The sequence below is a fragment of the Achromobacter colocynthidis genome, from assembly GCF_057334535.1.
Map to the genome: position 1 here is coordinate 108,660 of NZ_JBHFIZ010000022.1, position 20,327 is coordinate 128,986.

Sequence of the window (20,327 nt, forward strand, 5' to 3'; positions counted from 1 at the left end):
CCCGAATCGCCGCCCCTGCCCGGACGGGCCGCCGCCGCGTTCGCCACGCATTCCAGCTTGGCCTCCGACGCGCGCCGTACGCAGTTGCGGCGCATGAAAATCGCCGCGCTGGCGCTGCTGGTGGCCATGGTCTGCGGCTTCATCACCAGCCATGTCATGGGCGGGCAGGGGGCATGGGCCTGGGTGCGGGCGTTTTGCGAAGCGGCCACGGTGGGCGCGCTGGCGGACTGGTTCGCGGTGGTGGCGCTGTTTCGCCGTCCGATGGGGCTGCCGATTCCGCACACCGCCATCATCCCCAGCAACAAAGACCGCATCGGCGACAACCTGGCCGTGTTCGTGCGCGACCACTTCCTGGACCCGGACACGCTGATGGAAAAGCTGCGCGTGTTCGACCCCGCCACGCGGCTGTCGCGTTGGCTGGTGCGGCCCAAGCAGGCGCATGCCTTGAGCGACGGCGCGCGCCGCGTGGCGCTGCAAACGCTGGACATGCTGGACGATCACGCGGTACGTGGCGTAATCCAGGAATTCGTGGTGAAGAACCTGCGCGGCTGGGACGCGGCGGGCACCGTCGGCGAAGTGCTGGGCCTGTTGACGCGCGACGGGCGCCACCAGGAATTGCTGGATGCGGCCATGGAGCGCCTGGGCGGCTACCTGGGCGAAGACGACGTGAAGGAACGCGCGTCCACGCTGCTGGTGAAATTTGCCCGCAAGGAATGGCCGCGCATCATCGCGGCGGTGGACGTGGTGAAGTCGGTGGACGGCATTGCCGACAACCTGGCCGACCGCCTGGCCATGGCCTTGATGGACGAGCTGCGCGACGTGCTGTCCGAACCCGACCACCCCGTGCGGCGCGACTACGAAGCCTGGGTGCTGAATTACATCGAACGCCTGAAGACCGACCCGGCATTGTCCGCCCAGGTTGAAGCCCTGAAGCAGCGCGCCATCGACCATCCCAAGGTGCAGGAATACGTGCAAGGCCTGTGGGACGACATCCACGCCGCCTTGCGGCGCGACCTGTCTGACGAAAACTCGGCGCTGGCCGGCCATCTGGAACGCGCCATGCTGGCGCTGGGCCGCAAGCTGGGCGAAGACCCAAGCCTGCGCGACGCCATCAACAGCCACGTGATGGGCAGCGCGCGCCGCCTGACGGGCCGGTTGCGCATCGGCGTGACCGAACACATTTCGCGCACGGTGAAGAACTGGGACGAACGCCATCTGGTCGACGAACTGGAACTCAGCGTGGGGCGTGACCTGCAATACATCCGCTTTAACGGCACGCTGGTCGGCGGGTTGATCGGTGTTGCGCTGCACGCGCTGGTGCTGCTGGTGAATCGTTAAGAAGCCTGATCGCTTGTATCAGGAAGGAAGAATGCTGGTGCGCCGACTTGCCCCGGTGCTATTGTTTTCTGCGCCCTGGGCCAGGCGGCAAGGTTCGTGCTGGCCGGGCATCCGCACCTTGCGTGCATGATTCCAGGAGGCACTTCATGAAGAAAATCTCGATGCTTGTCGCGGCGCTGACGATGGCGGGCGCGTCTGGCGCCGCGCTGGCCGAAGACGTTTCGATGTCATTCCTGACCGCCGACGGCCTGGGCAAAAGCGCCGGCACGATTTCGCTGAAGGACACCAAGGGTGGGCTGGAGATCACGCCCAACTTGACCGACTTGAAGCCGGGCGAGCACGGCTTTCACGTCCACGAAAAGGGTTCCTGCATGCCGGGCATGGTGAACGGCAAGATGGCGCCTGGCGGCGCCGCGGGCGGGCATCTGGACCCGAAGGGCACCAAGGCCCACAAGGGGCCGATGGCCAAGGATGGGCACCAGGGCGACCTGCCGCTTATCGTGGTGGCGGCCGACGGCACGGCCAAGAAAGCCGTTGTGGCCCCGCATCTGAAGCTGGCCGACGTGAAGGGCCACGCGATGATGGTGCATGTGGGCGGCGACAACTACAGCGACAAGCCCGAGCCGCTGGGCGGCGGAGGCGGGCGCCTGATCTGCGGCGTGGTGAAGTAACACGGCAGGCTGGCTGATCGTCCAGCGGACCCGTCAGCCAAGCCCACCCGTCAAACCATGCCGTTGCGCCCGTACAGCCGGTAGCCCTCGCGGGCGGCCAGCCGGTCGTAGTAAGCGCTGACGGCGGGCAGGGTGGGTTTTTCATGGGCAGGGCCGAAAGGCGTCGCGAACCAGCGGTTGACCGATAGGCCGATGGGGATGTCCGCCAAGCTGAAGGCCTCGCCCGCTACATACGCACCGGTTTGCGCCAGCCGGGTATCCAGGATGCCCATGTACAAGGCCCAAGCCTGGCACGACGCCGCGATACTGGCCGCGTCTTGGTGCGCGGGCGATTGCCGGGCCAGCGCCATGAAGGCGTAGCTCCAGGACCGGTTCAGGTCGGTGGCCTGCCAATCCATCCATTGATCCACGCGCGCCCTTAATTTCGGTTCAGCCGGATAGAGCGCCTGCCCGCCGTACTGCGCGGCCAGGTAGCGGATGATGCTGTTCGACTCCCACAGCACGAAGTCTCCGTCCTGGATGACGGGCACCATGGCGTTCGGGTTCAGCGCCAGAAAGCGCGGGTCGCTGGTGGGCTGAAAGCCCGAGCCCCAGTCTTCGCGGGTAAAGGGCAGGTTCAATTCCGCGCAGGTCCAGAGCACTTTGCGCACATTAATGGACGAGGCTTTACCCAGGATTTTCAGCATTTTTCGGTGGCCAATCAGGCGGTGGGTGGGGCGGCGGGAAGCAATATCAAGGGGTATCGCCGAAGTCTAGCGGCCGGCGTGCAGGGCCGCCAGATACAGAGCCACGCGCGCGCAAGCACAACAGATTGCGGGCGGCCTTCGGCCCTCGGGTCAGGCTTCAACGGTGCGCGGTTGGTTTTGCAGGCGCGCGACGGGCGACGTTAACAACACCACGAACTGCACCAGAAAGCCCGCTGTCGACACCCAGAGGCAGGCGTCCAGCCCGATGCGGGCGGCCAGCGCCGCGCCAATCAGCGCGCCCACGGGTCGCGCGCCATAGGTCGCTGTCAGGATCACGGCCGATACGCGGCCCAGCAGCGCGTTGGGCGTGACGGCCTGGCGCAAGGTGGTGGTGGTAATGGTCCACAGGATGGGGCCCGCCCCAAACAGGAAAAAGCCCGCTGCCGCCACGACGCCCGACGGGTACGCCAAGGTGAACAGCAACAAGACGCTTGCCGCCAAGGCCGATAGCGGCCCGGCCGCGATCATCGCGCCGAAGGACAGGCGGCGCGCCAGCCATGGCGCGGCCAAGGCGCCCGCCAGCATGCCGCCGCCGTACACGCCCAAGGTGATGCCCACCCCCGTGGCGTTCAAGCCCAGGCGCTCAATGGCATAGACCACGTACACCGCTTGCAGCACAAACCAGGCGGTATTGAAGAACACCGCCGTGATCAGCACGGGACGCAGCAGCGGGTGCGTGGCGACGAACGCGGCGCCTTCGCGCAGCTCGGTCAAGGGATGGCGGCGGGCCGGCTTCCCGTTACCCGCCGACCCGTCCCGAGGCAAGCCCGCCAGCAGCGCCGCCGCCAGCAAAGACAAGGTGGTGGCCAGCACATAGGCGGTGGGCGCGCCCATCCAGCCGACCAGCGCGCCGCCCGCCGCCGGCCCCGCCGCGAACGCGCTGCTGCGCGCCAGTTCCAGCCAGCGGTTGGCGCTGGCCAATTCGCTGGCGGGCACCAGCCGGGGCAGCAATGCCGGCGCGGAAACGTTGTACGCCACGGTGCCAACCGCGCCCAGAAAACCCAGCGCGGCCAGCCAGGCCAGGTTTAGTCCCCCCATCCACAGCAAGGCCAGCAGCCCCAGCAGGCTGGCGGCGCGTACGCATTCGGCGGTCGTCATCAGGGCTTTGCGCGACATGCGGTCGGCCAGCACGCCCGCCGGCATCGATAGCAGCAGAAAGGGCAAGGTTTGCGCGGCTTGCAGCGTACCGGTCTGGGCGGCGGTGGCGCCCAGCGCCAGCACGGCGACCAGCGGCGCGGCCGCCAGCGCCATCTGTTCGGAAAATTGGGCGGCCAGGTTGGACGCGGCCAGGCGGCGAAACGCAAGGGGCAGGGTGGGCATGGGGGAACAGATGCTGCGCCGAAAACGGCAAGGGCACGATCATGATCGTGCCCTTGGCGGCTTGCACTCCGGTCCTTGCCCTTTGCGCCTATCCGGCGTGATCAGGAAAGGCGGGGTTCAGGAAAGGCGCGTCAGGGAATGGGCGGGTAGTCGCCGTAGCCGTCCGGCCAGGGCGTCAGCACCTCGTAGCCGGTGTCGGTCACCACCACCATGTGTTCCCATTGCGCCGACAGCGAACGGTCTTTGGTCACGACGGTCCAGCCGTCCGGCAACTGCTTGGTGGCGGGTTTGCCCGCGTTGATCATGGGTTCGATGGTGAACATCATGCCGGGCTGCAGCACCAGCCCTTCGCCGGGCCGGCCATAGTGCAGCACCTGCGGTTCGTCGTGGTAGATCTGGCCGATGCCGTGGCCGCAGTATTCGCGCACGATGGAAAAGTGCTCGCGGTGCGCCACGGTCTGGATGGCGTGGCCGATGTCGCCCAGCGTGGCGCCGGGCTTCACGGCCATGATGCCGGCGCGCGTGGCTTCATAGGTGGTGTTGACCAGGCGGCGCGCCAGCGGGCTGGGTTGGCCCACGTAGTACATGCGGCTGGTGTCGCCAAACCAGCCGTCCTTGATGACGGCCACGTCGATGTTCAGGATGTCGCCGTTTTTCAGCACCTTGGCCGACGGAATGCCATGGCAGATCACATGGTTGACCGACGCGCAGATGGTCTTGGGAAAGCCGTGGTAGCCGACGTTGGCCGGAATGGCTTTCAGCACGTTCACGATGTACTGGTTGCAGATGCGGTCAAGCTCGTCGGTGGTGACGCCGGGGCGCACGTGTTCGCCGATCATGTGCAGCACTTCGGCCGCCATGGCGCCGGCCTTGCGGGCCATTTCGATATCAGCGGCGGATTTGATGGATACCTTGCGTGCCATTTACGCGACCTCCTGGGCCGCGTCCGGCAGCCGCCGGGACAGGGAGGCAATGGTGAAGCCTTCGCCCTGTTCAATGCGGATCAGCAACTGGCAGATGTCCGCGTGGCGCAGTTCCGGATAGAGCTCGGACAGCATGCCGATGCGCATCCAGTGTTCGGCTTGGGAATTGATCGAGCGGCTGAGGGCGCCGCTGGCGACGCGCAGATTCTCATGCATCTGCTCAGAGATTTTGACGAGGCCCATAAAGAATGATCCATATATGGTTTGTATATGGATCGTATGGTACAGCGCGGTGGGGGCCTCGCGCAAATCGAGGTGGCCCCCGCCTTAGCCCTGCTGGCTAAGCGCCCGCGCAATCCGGTTTTTCGACACGGTGGTTTTTGGCACCTTGAACGGAAACCAGGTCCGCACGTCTTCATCCAGGCCAATGCCGTGCATGTAGTTATAGATGGCTTTTTTCAGCGCGCGGCCCAGCGCATCGTGATCCACGCCCGTGGGGTCATGAAATCCGATGTCGTTCTTGGCGAAGGTAACAGGCGGCAGCGGTTGCAGCGTCACCCCGTATTCCTCGGGGTTCTTGCCCACCGGCGAATGCACCGTACAGGCAAAGCGATGGAAGAACCCGCTTTGGATGCAGTCGTTGGCAAACAGTTGGCGCACGTATTCCAGCGCGTCCACGGTGTCTTGCACCGTCTGCGTCGGAAAGCCGTACATCAGATACGCATGTACCAAGATGCCGGCGTCTGAAAACGCGCGCGTGACGCGGGCCACCTGATCAACCGACACGCCTTTCTTCATGAGGTTCAGCAAGCGGTCGGACGCGACTTCCAAGCCGCCTGATACGGCGATGCAGCCGCTGTCGGCCAGCAGTTCGCACAATTCCGGGCTGAAGGTTTTTTCGAAGCGGATGTTGCCCCACCACGAAATGCCTGCGTTGCGTTCGATGAGCTCGGTGGCCAGCGCCTTGAGCGACTTGGGCGGCGCGGCCTCGTCCACAAAGTGGAAACCGGTCTGCCCGGTTTCACGCACGATGGCTTCGATGCGGTCGGCCAGTACGGACGCCGACGCGCCTTCATAGCGGCCGATGTAGTCCAGGCTGACGTCGCAGAAGCTGCATTTTTTCCAGTAGCAGCCATGCGCCACGGTCAGCTTGTTCCAGCGCCCGTCGCTCCAGAGGCGGTGCATGGGGTTCAGCATGTCCAGCAGCGACAGGTAGCGGTCCAGCGGCAGGCCGTCCCAGGTGGGCGTGCCCACTTCCGCGAAGGCCACGTCGGGTTCCACCAGGTTCACGTACTGCACGGCGCCGCTGTCCTGGTTGCGCACGAAGGTACGCACCAGGCGCTGGCGCGAGCGCTTGCCCTGCACGTGTTCCAGCAAGGCCAATAGCGGGCGTTCGCCGGCATCCAGGCAGACGTAGTCAAAGTAGTCGAACACGCGCGGGTCTTTCAGTTCGCGCAGTTCGGTATTGACGAAGCCGCCGCCCAGCACGGTGACGATGCCGGGGTCTTGCGCCTTGATGGTCTGCGCGATCCGAAACGCCGCGTATACCGCACCAGGAAACGGCACCGACAACAGCACCATCGTTGGCGCGTGGCGCGACAGGGCTTCGGTCGTCAGTTCGCGCAGTGTGTCGTCCACAAGCGTGGGCGCGCCGGCCAGGGCTTGGGCCAAAGGGTCGAACGTGGGCTGGCTGCCTGCCAGCGATTCGGCATAGCGCACGAATTCAAAGCGATCGTCCACGGCGTCGCGCAGCACGTCGGCCAGGTCGTTCAGATAGAGGGTGGCCAGGTGCTTGGCGCGGTCTTGCAGCCCCAACGCGCCGAACGCCCAACCCAGCGGGTCGCCGCCGTCTTCGTCCATGTAGACGTCCAGCGTGCTGAAACGCGGGCCTTCGGGCAGGAAGTGGCGGCCCACGATGCGGTGGGCCAGCGTGGAATCGCGCCCCTGCAAGAATGCGATCGTTGGCCCGATGGTGGCCAGGTAGCGCGGCTCCATCGCCACGAACGCCTGGATGGCGGGCGTGTGTTTTTCAAGCGGCAGCGCGTTGACCCGATCCGCCACGGCGCGCAAGCCCTCCGCCGACAACAGGCGCAACACCAGCGCAAGCGCAAGGTCTTCCTGCACCGCGTTCACGTCGCGCGAACGCAGGAAACCGGTCAGGTAGGCGGTGGAGGGGTAGGGCGTATTCAGCTGCGTCATCGGAGGGATGATGGACAGCACGCGTAGAGGCAAGGTGGACATGAGGCACGGCATGGCTGCCGTCAAAGCGGAAGTTGGGACGATGGGTCGAGGCGGCGGGCTTGGGGTACGGACTTGGGGTACTGACTTTCTGCGCTGGGTTCGAGGCGCAGGCTTTGGCAATTATAGGCAGCACGCGCGGTTGCCCGGATCGCGAGGCTGCCTGTGGGGCGCGTGGGTAGGCTTATAGGCCGGGGAACGCCGAGGTACGCCTGGGTAGGCTTACCGCGCCTTCGCCCGCGACGATTTCTTGGCGGCGCCTCTCGCGGCGTCCTTGGGGGCGGGGGCGGTGGCCGCGTGGATCTGTTCCATCCACATCAGCGCGTCCGTGTACGACAGGAACTGTTGCAGGTAACCGGGCGACAGCTCGCGCATCAAGGACAGCGCGCGGTGCACCAACTGGTTGGAATTGAGCGGGCCGGCGTTCTTGTGTACCTGCTGCTGCGACTGCCGCACCTGCCGGTCGGCGCTGACGCGCGACCAGACGGCGCGAAAGTACTCCAGCATTTGCACGTCGGGGTAAGCGTCGCGCAGGCCGAGCGCGTCGCGGTTCCAGTCAGGCTCGCCATCCGTCATGTTCAGGCTTGGGTCCGCCAGATAAGCCAGCAAACCGGCCAGCGCACTGGGGGCGTCGTTGGCGGGTTCCGCTGGCAGTGGCGCGTTTCGCTCGGCGCTGGGTTCGGCATCTGGTCCGGCATCTGCCCCAGCTTCTGGTCCGGCATCCGCATCGGCATCCGCATCGGCATCCAGCAACTGCGCGTAGGCATTCAGATGCCCCGCCAATCTTTCGTCCAGCAACTGCCGCGCCAGGCCGTCCAGACCGGCGGCGCGCCTCGCCATGGCTTGCAAGAAGCAAAAGCGCACCGGGTCTATCCGGTCGGCTCCACCCTCGCGCCAGGCGTCCAGCATGGCCTGCGCGTCCAGCGTGCCGAGAATGCCGCCGTCACTGCTCACGCGGCTTCCCTGGGGCATCGGATTGCTTGGGGATGGGCGTGATTTCCACCCGGCGATTCTTGGCGCGGCCTTCCTCGTCGGCGTTGGACGCCACGGGCTGCTCCGACCCGAATGCCGCCGCGAACACCGTGGAAGACGGCACGCCTTCGTCGATCAGGGCGCGCGTGACGGTCAGGGCGCGCTGCGCCGACAAATCCCAGTTGTCCGCAAAGCGGCGGTTGCCTTCACGCACCTGCTGGTCGTCGGTATAGCCGCTGACCATCAGAATTTCGTTGTGCGTCTTCAGGTACGCGGACAGCGGTTCGATCAGCGATTTCAGGATCTCGCGGCCTTCGGGCTGCAACTGGTCGGAGTTCAGCGCGAACAGCACGCTGCCGCTGATGCCGATGCGGCCATTGACCAGGGTCACGCGGCCCGCCGCCAGCGGGCCCGCCAGCGCCTGTTCCAGCGTTTCGCGGCGCTGGGTTTCTTCCTGGCGCTGCTTGACCTCTTCTTCCAACTGCGTCGACAACTGCAACTGCATGCCGATCACGCTGACCAGGATCAGCACGAAGGCGCCCAGCAGCACCGACATCAGGTCGCCGAAGACGGCCCAGGCGGGGGCGGAAGTCTCGATGCCGCCGTCGATGTCGTCGCTCATGCGGGTTCCGCGCTGGCGTCGGCGCGCTGGACGGCCAACTGTTGCAGGTTTTCAATAATCTGCTTTTGCGACATCAGGCTCAGGTCCACCACTTCGCGCGCCTGCGCCACGTAGTAGGACAGTTGCTCGTCGCCCCGCGCGATGGACTTGTCCAGCGCGGCTTCGATGCGTTGCAGGTGCGCCACCAGCGTGTTGTTGGACTCGCCGAACAACTGCACCGCCGCGCCGAACGATTCGCCCAGGCTGGCCACTTCCACCGCGCTGGTGGTGACGTGCGCCGCCACGTCGGTCAGCTTGCCGGTTTCGGCTTCGACGCGCTCGGTGAACTGCGTGCCCACGCGCTCCAGCAATTCGGCCGACGAGGCCAGCAGCGCGTCCACCGCCGAGCGTTGTTCGGCGGCGGTGTGGTTGACGGCATTGAGCAGGGTGTCCAGCGTCTCCAGCAGCCGGTTGCGCTCTTGCAGCATGTCGTTGTCGCGCACCATGCTGTCGGACAGCTTCTGGCGCAGTTCGCCGATGACGTCGGCGGCGGCCTTCGGCGCTTCCGACGCGGCCTGCACCAGGCGGCCGATTTCGGCAATGGTCTCGCTGGCGTGGGCCTGCGTTTGCGCGGTGATGCCGTCCGCCGTTTGCGCCAGCGTGTCGGCCAGCGCGGCCAGCTTGGCGGTCCAGGCGGACAGGCGTTCTTCGTCCTTGGCGGCCAGCGCCGCTTGCAAGTCCGCGTGCGACTGGTCCAGCGTGTGCAAGAGCGAGGCCGAGTGCTGCTCGAAGGGGGCCGCGGCCGCCTCCAGCGCCTGCTGATTGGCCTCGGCCAATTGCTGGCCTAGCTGTTCCTGGCGCGTCTGCGCGTCGGTCCAGGCTTGCGTGACCTGGTTGGCGGCGGTTTCCAGGCGCGTGGACACGTTTTCCAGCACGCCCGCCTGCGCCTGGGTTTGCGCCGTGATCTCTTGCGTGGCTTGTCCCAGCGCCTGCGTCAGTTCCTGCTGGCGGGTGGCGGCCTGCGCGCCCGCCAGTTCCCATTCCTGGCCCAGCGCGTCAGCCATCGCGGCCAGTTTGGTGGTCCAGGCGGACAGGCGTTCTTCGTCCTTGGCGGCCAGTGCGGCTTGCAGGTCCGCGTGCGATTGGTCCAGCGTGCGCAGCAGCGCCGCCGAGTGCTGCTCGAACGCGGCGGCGGCGGTGCTCAGCGCTTGCTGGTTGTCGGCGGCCAGCTTCTCGCCCAGCTGCGCCTGGCGGGTCTGTGCCTCGGTCCAGGCCTGGGTCACGCTGCCGGCCGCGCTTTCCAGACGGGTCGACACGCTTTCCAGCAGACGGGATTGCGCTTCGGTCTGGCCGGTGACGTTCTGCGCGGTCAGGGCCAGCGCGTCGCTGATTTCCTGCTGGCGCGCCACGCTCTGGTCGCCGGCTGCCTTCCATTCCTGGCCCAAGGTGGCGGCCATGGCGGCAAGCGTGTCGGTCCAGGCGGACAGGCGTTCGTGGTCCTTCGCGGCCAGGGCTGCATGCAGCTCGGCATGCGATTGGTCCAGCGTGCGCAGCAGCGACGCCGAATGCGCCTCGAACGCGGCGGCCGCCGTCGTCAAGGCTTGCTGATTGTCTTGCGCCAGCTTCTCGCTGACTTGTTCGTGGCGGCTCAGCGCGCTGTTCCAGCGGTCCGACACGCTGTTGGCAGCGGCTTCCATGCGGGTCGACACGGCTTCCAGCACGCGGGCTTGCGCGGCGGCCTGGGCGTTGATGTCGCGCACGGTCTGCGCCAGCGTGTCGCTGATGGCCTGTTGGCGGTCGGCGGCTTGCGTGCCGGCCTGTTCCCATTCCTGGCGCAGCGTGGCGCCCATGGCGCCCAGGGTTTCGGCCCATGCGGCCAGGCGTTGCTGATCGCGCGAGGCCAGGTCCGACTGCAGGAGCGTGTGCGAATCGTTCAGCGTGCGCAGCAGCGACGCGGAATGCTGTTCGAAGCTGGCGGCGGCGGCGGTCAGCGCTTGCAGGTTGTCGCCCGCCAGCTTTTCGCTGACGCGCTCCTGGCGCGACAGCGCGGAAGTCCAGGCTTCCGACATATTGCCCGACGACGCCTCCAGGCGCGCGGACACCCCGTCCAGCAGCGCGGCCGAGCGTTGTTCGAAGGTTTCGGCAAAGCGGTCCATCGAGGCGCGCAGGTCTTGCGCCAGCGTTTCGCTTGCGCGTTGCTGGCCGGCCAGCGCCTGGTTCCAGATGTCGGCCACATTGGCGGTGGACGCCTGGAAGCCCGAGGTCAGGCTGCTCAATTGTTGCTGCACGGCTTGCGCCACCGTGTCTTGCAGGCTGGCGGTTTCGCGCGACAGGCTTTCCATCGTGGCCTGCACGACGGGCTGCAAGGCCACCCCGGCGGAACGCGCGCTTTCGGCCACGCCTTCCTTCATGGACTGTTCCATCACCGACGCCAGGCGCGCGTAGGCGGCTTCGGCCTTGCCCTGGAATGCGTCCTGGCTGGCCAATTGGCGGTCATTCATGGACCGCGTCTGCTGCTCCATGTTCTGCATCATGGCTTGCAGGCGGTCAACCAGCGTCGGCATGGCCTCGGCCTGGCGCTGCATGACTTCGGCCTGGCGTTGCAGCAGCTTGAACGATTCTTCGCGCTGATAGCTTTGCGAATACACGCGCAAGGTCGTGGCGATCTTGCTGTCCAGCAGTTGCGCGGCCTGCACCCGTTCACGGCGGCAGAGCGCGGCCAAGAGGCCCAGCATGGCGGACGCAGCCACCCCGGCAATCGACGTGCCGAACGCAAAACCCAGGCCCTTGACCGGCGCGGCGAGCGACGCGCGTATGGCGCCCAGGTCGGTCGCGCTTTCCAGTGCGATGCCGGTGCCGCGCAGCGTCACGACCATGCCCAGGAACGTGCCCAGCATGCCCAGCAGCACCAACAGGCCAACCAGATAGGGCGCCAGGGCCGGGCCGGGCAAGCCCACCCGTTCGCCTTCAACGCGCAGGCGCGCGGCGTTGCGCAGGCTGGGGTGCAGTTGGTCCAGCCAGGAAGCCAGGCTGGCGGGGGCTTCGGACAGTGCGGCGGTGGACCGCGCCAGGCTGGACGTGGCCTGCTGATAGCGCAGCAGTTCCCAGGCGCCGGCCAGGTAACAGACGCCTATCAGCAGCGTCACGGCCAGCGCAAGCGGGTTGGACCCCGCGTAGCCCGCGCCGATCCAGCCCACAACGGCCAAACCGGCCAAAAACACAACGAAATTGATCAGAGTCTTGGACATGGTGTCCTGGTTAGCTGGCGCGAAGGGCGGCAAGCAGCCCTTCCACCGGTTGTAAACGTACATCCAATTCGGCAAGCAGAACGCTGCGCATATCCTTGCGGAATACGTCCAGCCACGCGCCGGGAGTCGCGGGCTCTTGCGCTTCTTCGGCCAGGCGCAAACGCTCGAAATGCCCTTGCAGCAGCTTCGGGATCGCGCCCAGCAGGGTGCGTTCCTTGGGCAGCAACGCGCGGTCCATGATGGCGTCCACCACGGCCAAGCGCGTCATCTCGCCATTCCGGGCGGCGACCATGCCGCGCAGGCGGCTGCGCAAATTGCCCACGCTGGTTTCCATCGTGTGCTGCAAGGACACGTACCGCTGACGAAAATTCGAGTAATCGGCCTGGGCTTCTTCAACCGCCGCCGACGGCTTGGCCGGCGCCTGTCCGGGAACGAGCCGTTTGGCGCTTGTGGCCGCCGTATCGCTGGCGATGGCGTCGGCCAGCGTCGTGCGCACGCGCACGCATTCACGCTCTTCGGCGCTGCTGAACAGGCGCGCGCCGGGGGCGATCACCGGCGGGCTCGTGGTCAGGGCCGCGGACAGCGCGATCGCGTCCGTCCAACCGAGCCACTGGCTCAAATGGTCGGAAAGCGATTGCCTGGATTCCGGAACGTCGACATCCGTCAGGCGAGTCAGCAAGTGAATGAGCGTCGGGCCGCTTAAACCTGTGCGCTGTGGGGCTTGCAACATACCACCAGAGTCAAAAAGGGGGGAGTTTACACGCTGGCAGGCTGCTTAAGGGCGGGTGGGGGAGGCGCTGCCTTAATAATGGGGTCGCATCATGGGTTGCTTGGTCATGGGTTGCATCCCCAGGGGTTGCATCATCGGGGGTGCATCGTCGTTCTGACGCCGGCTTGCCCGCATCCGCGCCACGGGCAGTGGTAGATTCAGTCGCAACCGGCATGGGGAAGGGTTGAAGGTGGCGAGACATCCATGGATTTGCTGATCACAAGCGCCGCGCGCGCCCTGGCCGCGGGCGACCCGCTGACCGCGCTGAACCACGTTGCGCTGCGCGATGATGCGCCTGCCTTGGCCTTGCGCGGCATCGCCATGGCGCAACTGGGCGACTTCGTTCGGGCCAAGGCCTTGTTGCGCCAGGCAGCCCGCGCATTCGGCCCGGCGCAGGCCGTGGCGCGCGCCCGCTGCATCGTGGCCGAAGCCGAAGTCGCGCTGGCCTCGCGCGACCTGGCCTGGCCCGAGAAATCGCTGGCGGCCGCGCGCGCCACGCTGGCCGCGCAGGGCGACGCCATCAATGCGGCGCACGCGGCGTATCTGGCGGCGCGGCGCTTATTGATGTTGGGGCGCCTGGATGATGCCGAGCAAACGCTGGCCAGCGTGGACGGCAACGCGATGCCGGCCGCGTCCCGCGCCATGCATGAACTGATCGCGGCCGGTATCGCGCTGCGGCGCGTGCAGGCCGGCCGTGCCAGCGCGGCGCTGGCGCGCGCCGAACAGGCTGCGCGCGAGGCGGGCATCGCCGCCTTGCAGGCCGAGGTGGATCAAGCGGTTCGGACCCTGCGCGCGCCGGCCGCGCGTCTGGTCGCGCAAGACGGCACGCGGAACCTGCTGCTGGACGAGGTGGAATCGCTGCTGGCGTCTCCAGCGCTGATCATCGATGCGTGCCGCAACGTATTGCGCCAGGACGGCCAGACGGCGCCACTGGCCAGCCGCCCCGTGTTGTTCACGTTGGCGCGCATGCTGGCCGAGGCCTGGCCACAGGACGTGACCCGTGAACTGCTGATCGCCAAAGCTTTCCGCACCGGCTTTCAAGACGAGTCGCATCGCGTGCGGCTGCGCGTGGAAATCGGGCGTTTGCGCACCGCGATGCAAGGCATGGCGGACGTGAATGCCACGCGCCATGGCTTTGTGCTGCGCCCGCATGCGGACACGCAGGTCATCGTGCTTGCCCGTCCCGTCGATGTTGCGGACCGCGATCACGCGGCGGTGCTCGCCTGTCTGGTGGATGGGCAGGCGTGGTCGAGTTCTGCGCTGGCGTTGGCTTTGGGCGCGAGCCAGCGCACGGTACAGCGCGCCTTGGATGCGCTGGCGGCGTCGGGCCAGGCGCAGCCGCTGGGCCATGGCCGCGCGCGGCGCTGGACGACACCGGCCGTGCCGGCATTCACGACAAGCTTGTTACTCCCGTCGCTGGTGCCCGGCCTGTAGCATGGATTCACCCCATTACAAGGAGCCAGACATGAAACGAAGCCAAGCCCAAATCCTGCGTGAATATGGTCCTTTCCCTGATGTCGACGCCGTCCATGGCGTGAGCTACGACGGCCGCCAGATCTGGTTCGCCACGGGCGACAAGCTGCTTACCCTGGACCCCGACAGCGGCGAAACGCCGCGCACGTTGAACATGGTGGCCAACGCAGGCACCGCCTTCGACGGCAAATTCCTTTATCAAATTTCCGACGGCAGCATCCTCAAGCTGGACCCGGCCAACGGCCGCGTGCACGCCACCATTCCCGCGCCCGGCGGCGCCGAAGCGTCGGGCATGGCCTGGGCCGATGGGTCGTTGTGGGTCGGCCAATACCAGCAACGCAAGATCCACCAAGTGGACCCGGAGACCGGCCGCGTGTTGCGCACCATCGAATCCAATCGCTACGTGACCGGCGTCACCTGGGTGGATGGCGAACTCTGGCACGGCACCTGGGAGAACGACGACAGCGACTTGCGCCGCCTGGACCTGGCCACCGGTGCCGTGCTGGAAAGCGTCGAGATGCCGGCTGGCGTGGGCGTGTCGGGCCTGGAGTCCGATGGCGCGGGCCGCGTTTTCTGCGGCGGCGGCAACAGCGGCAAGGTCAGGGCAGTGCGTCGGCCCAAGTAAGCCTGCTTCGTGATGGCATGCGCATTGCCTGGCCACGCGGCAGGTCAGGCAATCGCGCCATCCCCCTTCATATGCACTAACCCTCCTGTAGGGTAAGTCCCGACTACAAGCTGATTGTCAGCCGTTAGTCAGGCAGGTTTAATCAGCACAAAGTTGCAAAGCAGTCGTAGCCCCGACACAGGGAAGCGCGCAGCAGGCGATCCCCGCGTCCTCGCAGGTGCAGTTACTACAAGCTGGTCCCATGTAGTCCACCAAGGAGACAAAAAGCCATGCAACACGTCACAAAGCCCCGCCGCAAGTTCATCTCCGGCGCTGCCGTCGCGGGCGCCGCCGCACTGGGTTTTCCTGCTGTTACCCGGGCGCAGAACGCGCCCATTTCTTTGCGGTTCCAAAGCACCTGGCCCGCCAACGATATCTTCCACGAGTTCGCACGCGACTACGCGCAAAAGGTCAACGACATGGCCGGCGGCCAGTTGAAGATCGAGGTGCTGCCGGCGGGCGCGGTGGTGAAGGCGTTTGATTTGCTGGACGCGGTGTCGGCCGGCACGCTGGACGGCGGGCATGGCGTGGTGGCGTATTGGTATGGCAAGAACACGGCCGTGGCGCTGTGGGGTTCGGGGCCGGCGTTCGGCATGGACGCCAACATGCTGCTGGCCTGGCACGAGTACGGCGGCGGCAAGGACCTGCTGACGGAAATCCAGAAGGCCATGGGCGTGAACGTGGTGTCCCTGATGTATGGCCCGATGCCGACACAACCCTTCGGCTGGTTCAAGCGGCCGGTAACCAAGATCGAAGACGTCAAGGGCGCGAAGTTCCGCACCGTGGGCCTGGCCATCGACATGTACACGGCCATGGGCCTGGCGGTGAACGCCTTGCCGGGCGGTGAAATCGTGCCCGCCCTGGATCGCGGCCTGCTGGATGGCGCCGAATTCAACAACGCATCGTCGGACCTGGCGCTGGGCTTTCAGGACGTGTCCAAGATCTGCATGCTGCAAAGCTTTCACCAAAGCGCGGAGCAGTTCGAAATCATGTTCAACAAGGCCAAGTACGACGCGCTGCCGCCGCACTTGAAGCACGTGCTGAGCTATGCGGCGCAGGCCAGCAGCGCCGACATGTCATGGAAGGCGGCCAACCGCTATTCGCAGGACTACATCAAGCTGCAGAAGGAACACAACGTCAAGTTCTACAAGACGCCCGACGCCATCCTGCAGCAGCAGTTGAAGATCTGGGACGAGATGATCGCCAAGCGCTCGGCCGAGAATCCCCTGTTCAAGAAAGTGCTGGAATCGCAGCGGGCTTTCGCCGAACGGGTGGGGCGTTGGCAGGGGGACACCTCGGTCAACTTCCGAATGGCCTACAACCATTATTTCGCGCGCAGCACCAAGCCGGCCTGACCCCAAGGCCCATCGATGCTTCGTCTCGTCCGTCTGATAGACCGCGTCTCCACCTTCGTCGGCAAGACTTTTGCCTGGCTTATCGTCGTACTGACCCTGCACGTGTGCTGGGAGGTGGCGGCGCGGTATCTGCTGAACAAGCCCAGCGCATGGGCGTTCGACATGCAGATGATGTATTACGGCATCCTCTTCATGATGGCGGGCGCCTACACGCTGGCCAAGAACGGCCATGTGCGCGGCGACATCCTCTACGGCTTCCTGCCGCCGCGCGTGCAAGGCGGGCTGGACCTGATCCTGTACCTGGTGTTCTTCTTTCCCGGCGTGATCGCGCTGGTGTGGGCGGGCTGGTATTACGCCAGCTATTCCATTGCCATCGGTGAGCACTCGTCGCTGATGGCCAACGGGCCGCCCATCTATCCCTTCAAGGCGTTCATCCCCGTGGCGGGCGCGGTGCTGCTGCTGCAAGGCGTGGCCGAGGTGCTGCGTTGCGTGCTGTGCCTGCGCCTGGGCGCATGGCCGTCCCGCGAAGAAGACGTCGAGGAAGTGGACATCGACAAGCTGAAAGAGATGGTGCACGTGAAGGACGAAGACATCGCCCAACTGGACCGTTACGTGACCACCCCTCGGGAACCCCACCGATGAAAATCCACAAGGCGTTGTGGTTTGGCCTGTCCTGCATCGGGATAGTGCTGTTGATGATCGCCTTCCTGACCCCGTGGGGTGAGATCACCACGGGGCACATCGGGCTGCTGATGCTGGCGCTGATCGTGGTGGCCATCATGCTGGGCTTTCCCACGGCGTTCACGCTGATGGGCATGGGGGTGCTGTTCACGTTCCTGGCGTATTACCTGCAAAGCGACGACGCGGGTCGATCGATCAGGCAGACGCTGGACCTGATGGTGCAGCGCACGTACGCCACCATGACGAACGATTCGCTGATTTCGATTCCGCTCTTCGTCTTCATGGGCTATCTGGTCGAACGCGCCAACCTGATCGAAAAGCTGTTCCGGTCCATGCACCTGGCGCTGGCGCGTCTGCCCGGCGCGCTGGCCGTCGCCACTTTGGCTACCTGCGCCATCTTCGCCACCGCCACCGGCATCGTCGGCGCGGTGGTGACACTGATGGGATTGCTGGCCATGCCCGCCATGTTGAAGGCCGGCTACAGCGTGCGCTTGACGGCAGGGTCCATCACCGCGGGCGGTTGCCTGGGCATCTTGCTGCCGCCGTCGGTGATGTTGATTGTGTACGGCGCGACCACGGGCGTGTCGGTGGTGCAGTTGTACGCCGGCGCACTGTTTCCCGGCATCATGCTGGCCACGCTGTATATGGGCTACGTGATCATCCTGGCCAAGCTGCGCCCCGACATGGCGCCGCCCTTGCCGGTCAGCGAGCGCGGGGTGCCCTTGTCACCCGAAACCAAGACCTTGGCCGACGCCGGTTACACGCGCGCCTTGACCGGCATGGTGGCCGCCATGTTCAAGGGCCGCCGCAACGAAGGCGTGTCGTTCGGCTTCATGCTGCGCAACATGGCGACGGTGCTGGCGCCGCTGGCCGTGACCGTGTTGCTGGTGGCGGTGGTACACCACGGGTTGACGCGCCCGGTGGTGGAATACGAGATTCCCGCTGAACTGCAATTGGGCTCCAGTGGATTTGATTCCGGACTCAGCGAACCGCCGGCCGACGGCCTGGCCGAGCCGCCGTCGTCGGATGCCGGTGGCTTGTCGGAACCGCCCGGCACGCCCCAGGACGCGTCCCAAGCCGCACCCGAAGCCGCTGCCGCCGCTGCCGCTGAAGACCCCAGCGTGCCCGCGCCGACCGGCTTCTGGATATTCGCCGCCATCTGCGCGGTGATGCTGGTGGTGTTCTACGCCGTGCTGACGTGGGCGCGGCTTGAGATCTTCAAGATGCTGATGGGGTCGTTCTTCCCCTTGGCGGTGATGATCGCAGCGGTGCTGGGTTCCATCGTCTTCGGCCTGGCCACGCCCAGCGAAGCCGCGGCCATGGGCGCCATGGGTGGCGCCTTGCTGGCGCTGGCGTACCGGCGCCTGAACCTGCCGGTGCTGCGCGAATCGGTGTTTCTAACCGCCAAGACCAGCGCGATGGTGTGCTGGCTGTTCGTGGGCTCATCCATCTTCTCGGCGGCGTTCGCGCTGCTGGGCGGCCAGCGCATCATTGAAGAATGGGTGCTGTCGCTGGGCCTGACGCCCATCCAGTTCCTGTTGCTGGCGCAGGCCATTATTTTCCTGCTGGGCTGGCCCTTGGAGTGGACCGAGATCATCGTGATCTTCATGCCGATCTTCGTGCCGCTTCTGAACACCTTCGGCATCGACCCCTTGTTCTTCGGCCTGCTGGTGGCGCTGAACCTGCAAACCGCGTTCTTGTCGCCGCCCGTGGCCATGTCGGCGTTCTATCTGAAAGGCGTATCGCCGCCGCACGTCACGCTGAACCAGATTTTCCTGGGCATGATGCCGTTCATGGGCATCCAGATCGTGGCGATCTTCCTGCTGTACATGTTCCCGGAAATCGGGATGTGGCTGCCCACGGTGCTGTATCGGTAAGCGGCAGGCGGTAAGCGCGGGCGGGCGGTAAGCGATAAGGGCGCGTCCGGCCGGGGCGCGATCCCGCTATTCGCCAACCAGATACGCCTGCCCGCCCGGCGCCAGATACGGCGTCAGGTCCTTGAACGGCACGCTTGCGTGCGTGCCCAGGCATACGCCCATCGCGTGGCCCACGCCAGAGACTGACAGGGTCAGCTCGCCCGGCGCCTGGGTGCCCAAGGCCAGATAGCTGGGCCAAAGGTCAGAGCATTCCTTCAGCGATGTCTCTTCCGTGTTCTCGACGTTTGCGCCGGCCAGCGGCGCGCGCGCTTTCTCCACCAGCGCAAGCAGGGCAGGGCTTTCCTGGCGCCATCCATTTTCGCCCGGCACGTATGCGTTCAGCACGCGGTTCCAATCCAGATAGCCGCCTTGCAGCAGGTCGAAGGTGTAGGGCTCGAAATGATTGTCGGGATGCGCGCCACCGCAGTACAGGCTGCCGGACTCGGTCACGGTCATCAGCGCGGACGACAGCCACTGCACGGTGATGGCTTCGTCGTCATAGCTGCCCAGCGTGCCGGCGGCGGGGTTGCCGTCGGAATACGCCGACGCCATGCAAGCCAGCGCAGCCAGATTCATCTGCCAATGGCGTTGTTCAAGCAGGTGGTTGATGCGCGCCAGCACTTGCGGGTCGGGGTGGCGGCTCAGGCGCGGGTAGCTGAACTTGGTGCGCGGATCGCGCCACATTCGGTAGGCGACGGCGCCCGTGCCGCTGTCGGGGCCGACCGGTTTGGCGTAAGCCGCAAGCTTCAGGGTTTCGTACGGGGCGTTGGTGGCATTGATGCCGACGCCGCGATCGATACCGCTGCCCGTGCCTCCGCTGATCGCGTCGGTAACGGCCTGCACGCTGTCCGGCGCCAGCGCGTCGGGATCGTACTGGGCCACGCGGTGCAACGTGAACGCGCGTTGCCTGCCCGTGCGCGCGTCGATCCATCGTCCGCGATAGCCGTCGGCGTCGCGCCGCCCTTGCCAGGTGGCCGCGGCGGCTGCCGGCGTGTCGGGGTCGATGCCGGCTTGCGCCAGGTCCTGAAACAGGCGGGGTTCGGTCAACGCCTCGGGCGTGCCTTTCAAGGGGATGTCGACGCCGTGCTTCGGATAGAAGTATCGGCCCGTCAATGTGCCGCCCGAAGACGCCTCACTATCCAGTTCCATCACCACATCGCCCGCGCCTTCGAGCGTGCCACGGTAAACGGTGCGCAACGCGGCGTCGGCCGGCGCGGCGCAGGGCGCCAACACGGCCAGTGCCAACGCGCCAAGCAGCAGACGGGCAGGAAGGAGAGGGATCATCGGATGGGCGGATCGCTAAGGGGAAGATCGGGATGATAGCGGCAGGGGGCTCGCGTTGGATCGTGGGACTTTTCAATGGGCAACCCTCGCGCTTGCCGTCTTATGATTAGGTGCCTTACTATCTGCCC

17 protein-coding genes are annotated in these 20,327 nt (G+C 66.0%); 7 read left to right on the forward strand and 10 right to left on the reverse strand.

Annotated features, from left to right (window positions below):
* Nucleotides 1-93 precede the first annotated feature (93 nt).
* Together ACE04A_RS07415 and sodC are read left to right on the forward strand one after the other, a co-directional pair.
* Nucleotides 94-1,338: a DUF445 domain-containing protein gene (locus ACE04A_RS07415; RefSeq protein WP_259249242.1), complete on the forward strand. Its 1,245-nt coding sequence runs from the start codon at nt 94-96 to the stop codon at nt 1,336-1,338.
* Between the two features lie 146 nt (nt 1,339-1,484).
* Entirely contained in the window at nt 1,485-2,009 is a 525-nt protein-coding gene (sodC, locus tag ACE04A_RS07420; protein WP_259246732.1) for a superoxide dismutase [Cu-Zn] SodC, read from the forward strand.
* 50 nt (nt 2,010-2,059) lie between these two features.
* Here sodC and ACE04A_RS07425 read toward each other — a convergent pair whose 3' ends face one another.
* The 9 genes from ACE04A_RS07425 to ACE04A_RS07465 form a co-directional block, all read right to left on the reverse strand.
* On the reverse strand, nt 2,060-2,695 hold the full coding sequence (locus tag ACE04A_RS07425) for a glutathione S-transferase family protein (protein ID WP_448716214.1): 636 nt from the start codon (nt 2,693-2,695) through the stop codon (nt 2,060-2,062).
* 150 nt (nt 2,696-2,845) lie between these two features.
* Nucleotides 2,846-4,075 carry an MFS transporter gene (locus ACE04A_RS07430; RefSeq protein ID WP_448716213.1) on the reverse strand — a complete coding sequence of 410 codons (1,230 nt, stop codon included), beginning with the start codon at nt 4,073-4,075 and terminating at the stop codon, nt 2,846-2,848.
* 131 nt (nt 4,076-4,206) lie between these two features.
* Nucleotides 4,207-4,998 carry a type I methionyl aminopeptidase gene (gene map / locus ACE04A_RS07435; protein WP_259246742.1) on the reverse strand — a complete coding sequence of 264 codons (792 nt, stop codon included), beginning with the start codon at nt 4,996-4,998 and terminating at the stop codon, nt 4,207-4,209.
* Nucleotides 4,999-5,241, reverse strand: coding sequence for a ParD-like family protein (locus ACE04A_RS07440; protein WP_050446659.1), 243 nt, complete (start codon nt 5,239-5,241; stop codon nt 4,999-5,001). It lies immediately after the preceding gene.
* A gap of 84 nt (nt 5,242-5,325) precedes the next feature.
* Nucleotides 5,326-7,239 (reverse strand): B12-binding domain-containing radical SAM protein, encoded by a 1,914-nt coding sequence (locus tag ACE04A_RS07445; RefSeq protein ID WP_448716212.1) that lies wholly within the window; start codon nt 7,237-7,239, stop codon nt 5,326-5,328.
* A 219-nt stretch (nt 7,240-7,458) separates the two neighbouring features.
* Nucleotides 7,459-8,190, reverse strand: coding sequence for a DUF2894 domain-containing protein (locus ACE04A_RS07450; protein ID WP_448716211.1), 732 nt, complete (start codon nt 8,188-8,190; stop codon nt 7,459-7,461).
* Nucleotides 8,180-8,830, reverse strand: a complete 651-nt coding sequence (locus tag ACE04A_RS07455; protein ID WP_100856052.1) for an OmpA family protein — start codon at nt 8,828-8,830, stop codon at nt 8,180-8,182. The genes ACE04A_RS07450 and ACE04A_RS07455 overlap by 11 nt, the downstream gene beginning before the upstream one ends.
* The gene (locus ACE04A_RS07460; protein ID WP_485819998.1) at nt 8,827-12,057 is read right to left on the reverse strand and encodes a DUF802 domain-containing protein; all 3,231 of its coding nucleotides are present in this window, start codon (nt 12,055-12,057) and stop codon (nt 8,827-8,829) included. The genes ACE04A_RS07455 and ACE04A_RS07460 overlap by 4 nt, the downstream gene beginning before the upstream one ends.
* Nucleotides 12,058-12,067: 10 nt before the next feature.
* Entirely contained in the window at nt 12,068-12,787 is a 720-nt protein-coding gene (locus ACE04A_RS07465) for a DUF3348 domain-containing protein (RefSeq protein WP_448716208.1), read from the reverse strand.
* A 243-nt stretch (nt 12,788-13,030) separates the two neighbouring features.
* Between ACE04A_RS07465 and ACE04A_RS07470 the strand changes: the two genes are divergently transcribed.
* From ACE04A_RS07470 to ACE04A_RS07490, 5 genes are all read left to right on the forward strand, one after another.
* A complete protein-coding gene (locus ACE04A_RS07470) occupies nt 13,031-14,260 on the forward strand; it encodes a helix-turn-helix domain-containing protein (RefSeq protein WP_448716207.1) in 1,230 nt (409 codons plus the stop codon).
* Nucleotides 14,261-14,291: 31 nt separating this feature from the next.
* A complete protein-coding gene (locus ACE04A_RS07475; protein WP_485819999.1) occupies nt 14,292-14,924 on the forward strand; it encodes a Vgb family protein in 633 nt (210 codons plus the stop codon).
* Between the two features lie 269 nt (nt 14,925-15,193).
* Nucleotides 15,194-16,318 carry a TRAP transporter substrate-binding protein gene (locus ACE04A_RS07480; RefSeq protein ID WP_279994170.1) on the forward strand — a complete coding sequence of 375 codons (1,125 nt, stop codon included), beginning with the start codon at nt 15,194-15,196 and terminating at the stop codon, nt 16,316-16,318.
* Nucleotides 16,319-16,333: 15 nt separating this feature from the next.
* Nucleotides 16,334-16,960, forward strand: coding sequence for a TRAP transporter small permease subunit (locus ACE04A_RS07485; protein ID WP_279994171.1), 627 nt, complete (start codon nt 16,334-16,336; stop codon nt 16,958-16,960).
* Nucleotides 16,957-18,876, forward strand: coding sequence for a TRAP transporter large permease (locus ACE04A_RS07490; RefSeq protein ID WP_448716205.1), 1,920 nt, complete (start codon nt 16,957-16,959; stop codon nt 18,874-18,876). The genes ACE04A_RS07485 and ACE04A_RS07490 overlap by 4 nt, the downstream gene beginning before the upstream one ends.
* Before the next feature lie 66 nt (nt 18,877-18,942).
* Here ACE04A_RS07490 and ACE04A_RS07495 read toward each other — a convergent pair whose 3' ends face one another.
* Complete coding sequence (locus ACE04A_RS07495; RefSeq protein ID WP_485820000.1) at nt 18,943-20,199, reverse strand: hypothetical protein; 1,257 nt, start codon at nt 20,197-20,199, stop codon at nt 18,943-18,945.
* Nucleotides 20,200-20,327: the final 128 nt, after the last annotated feature.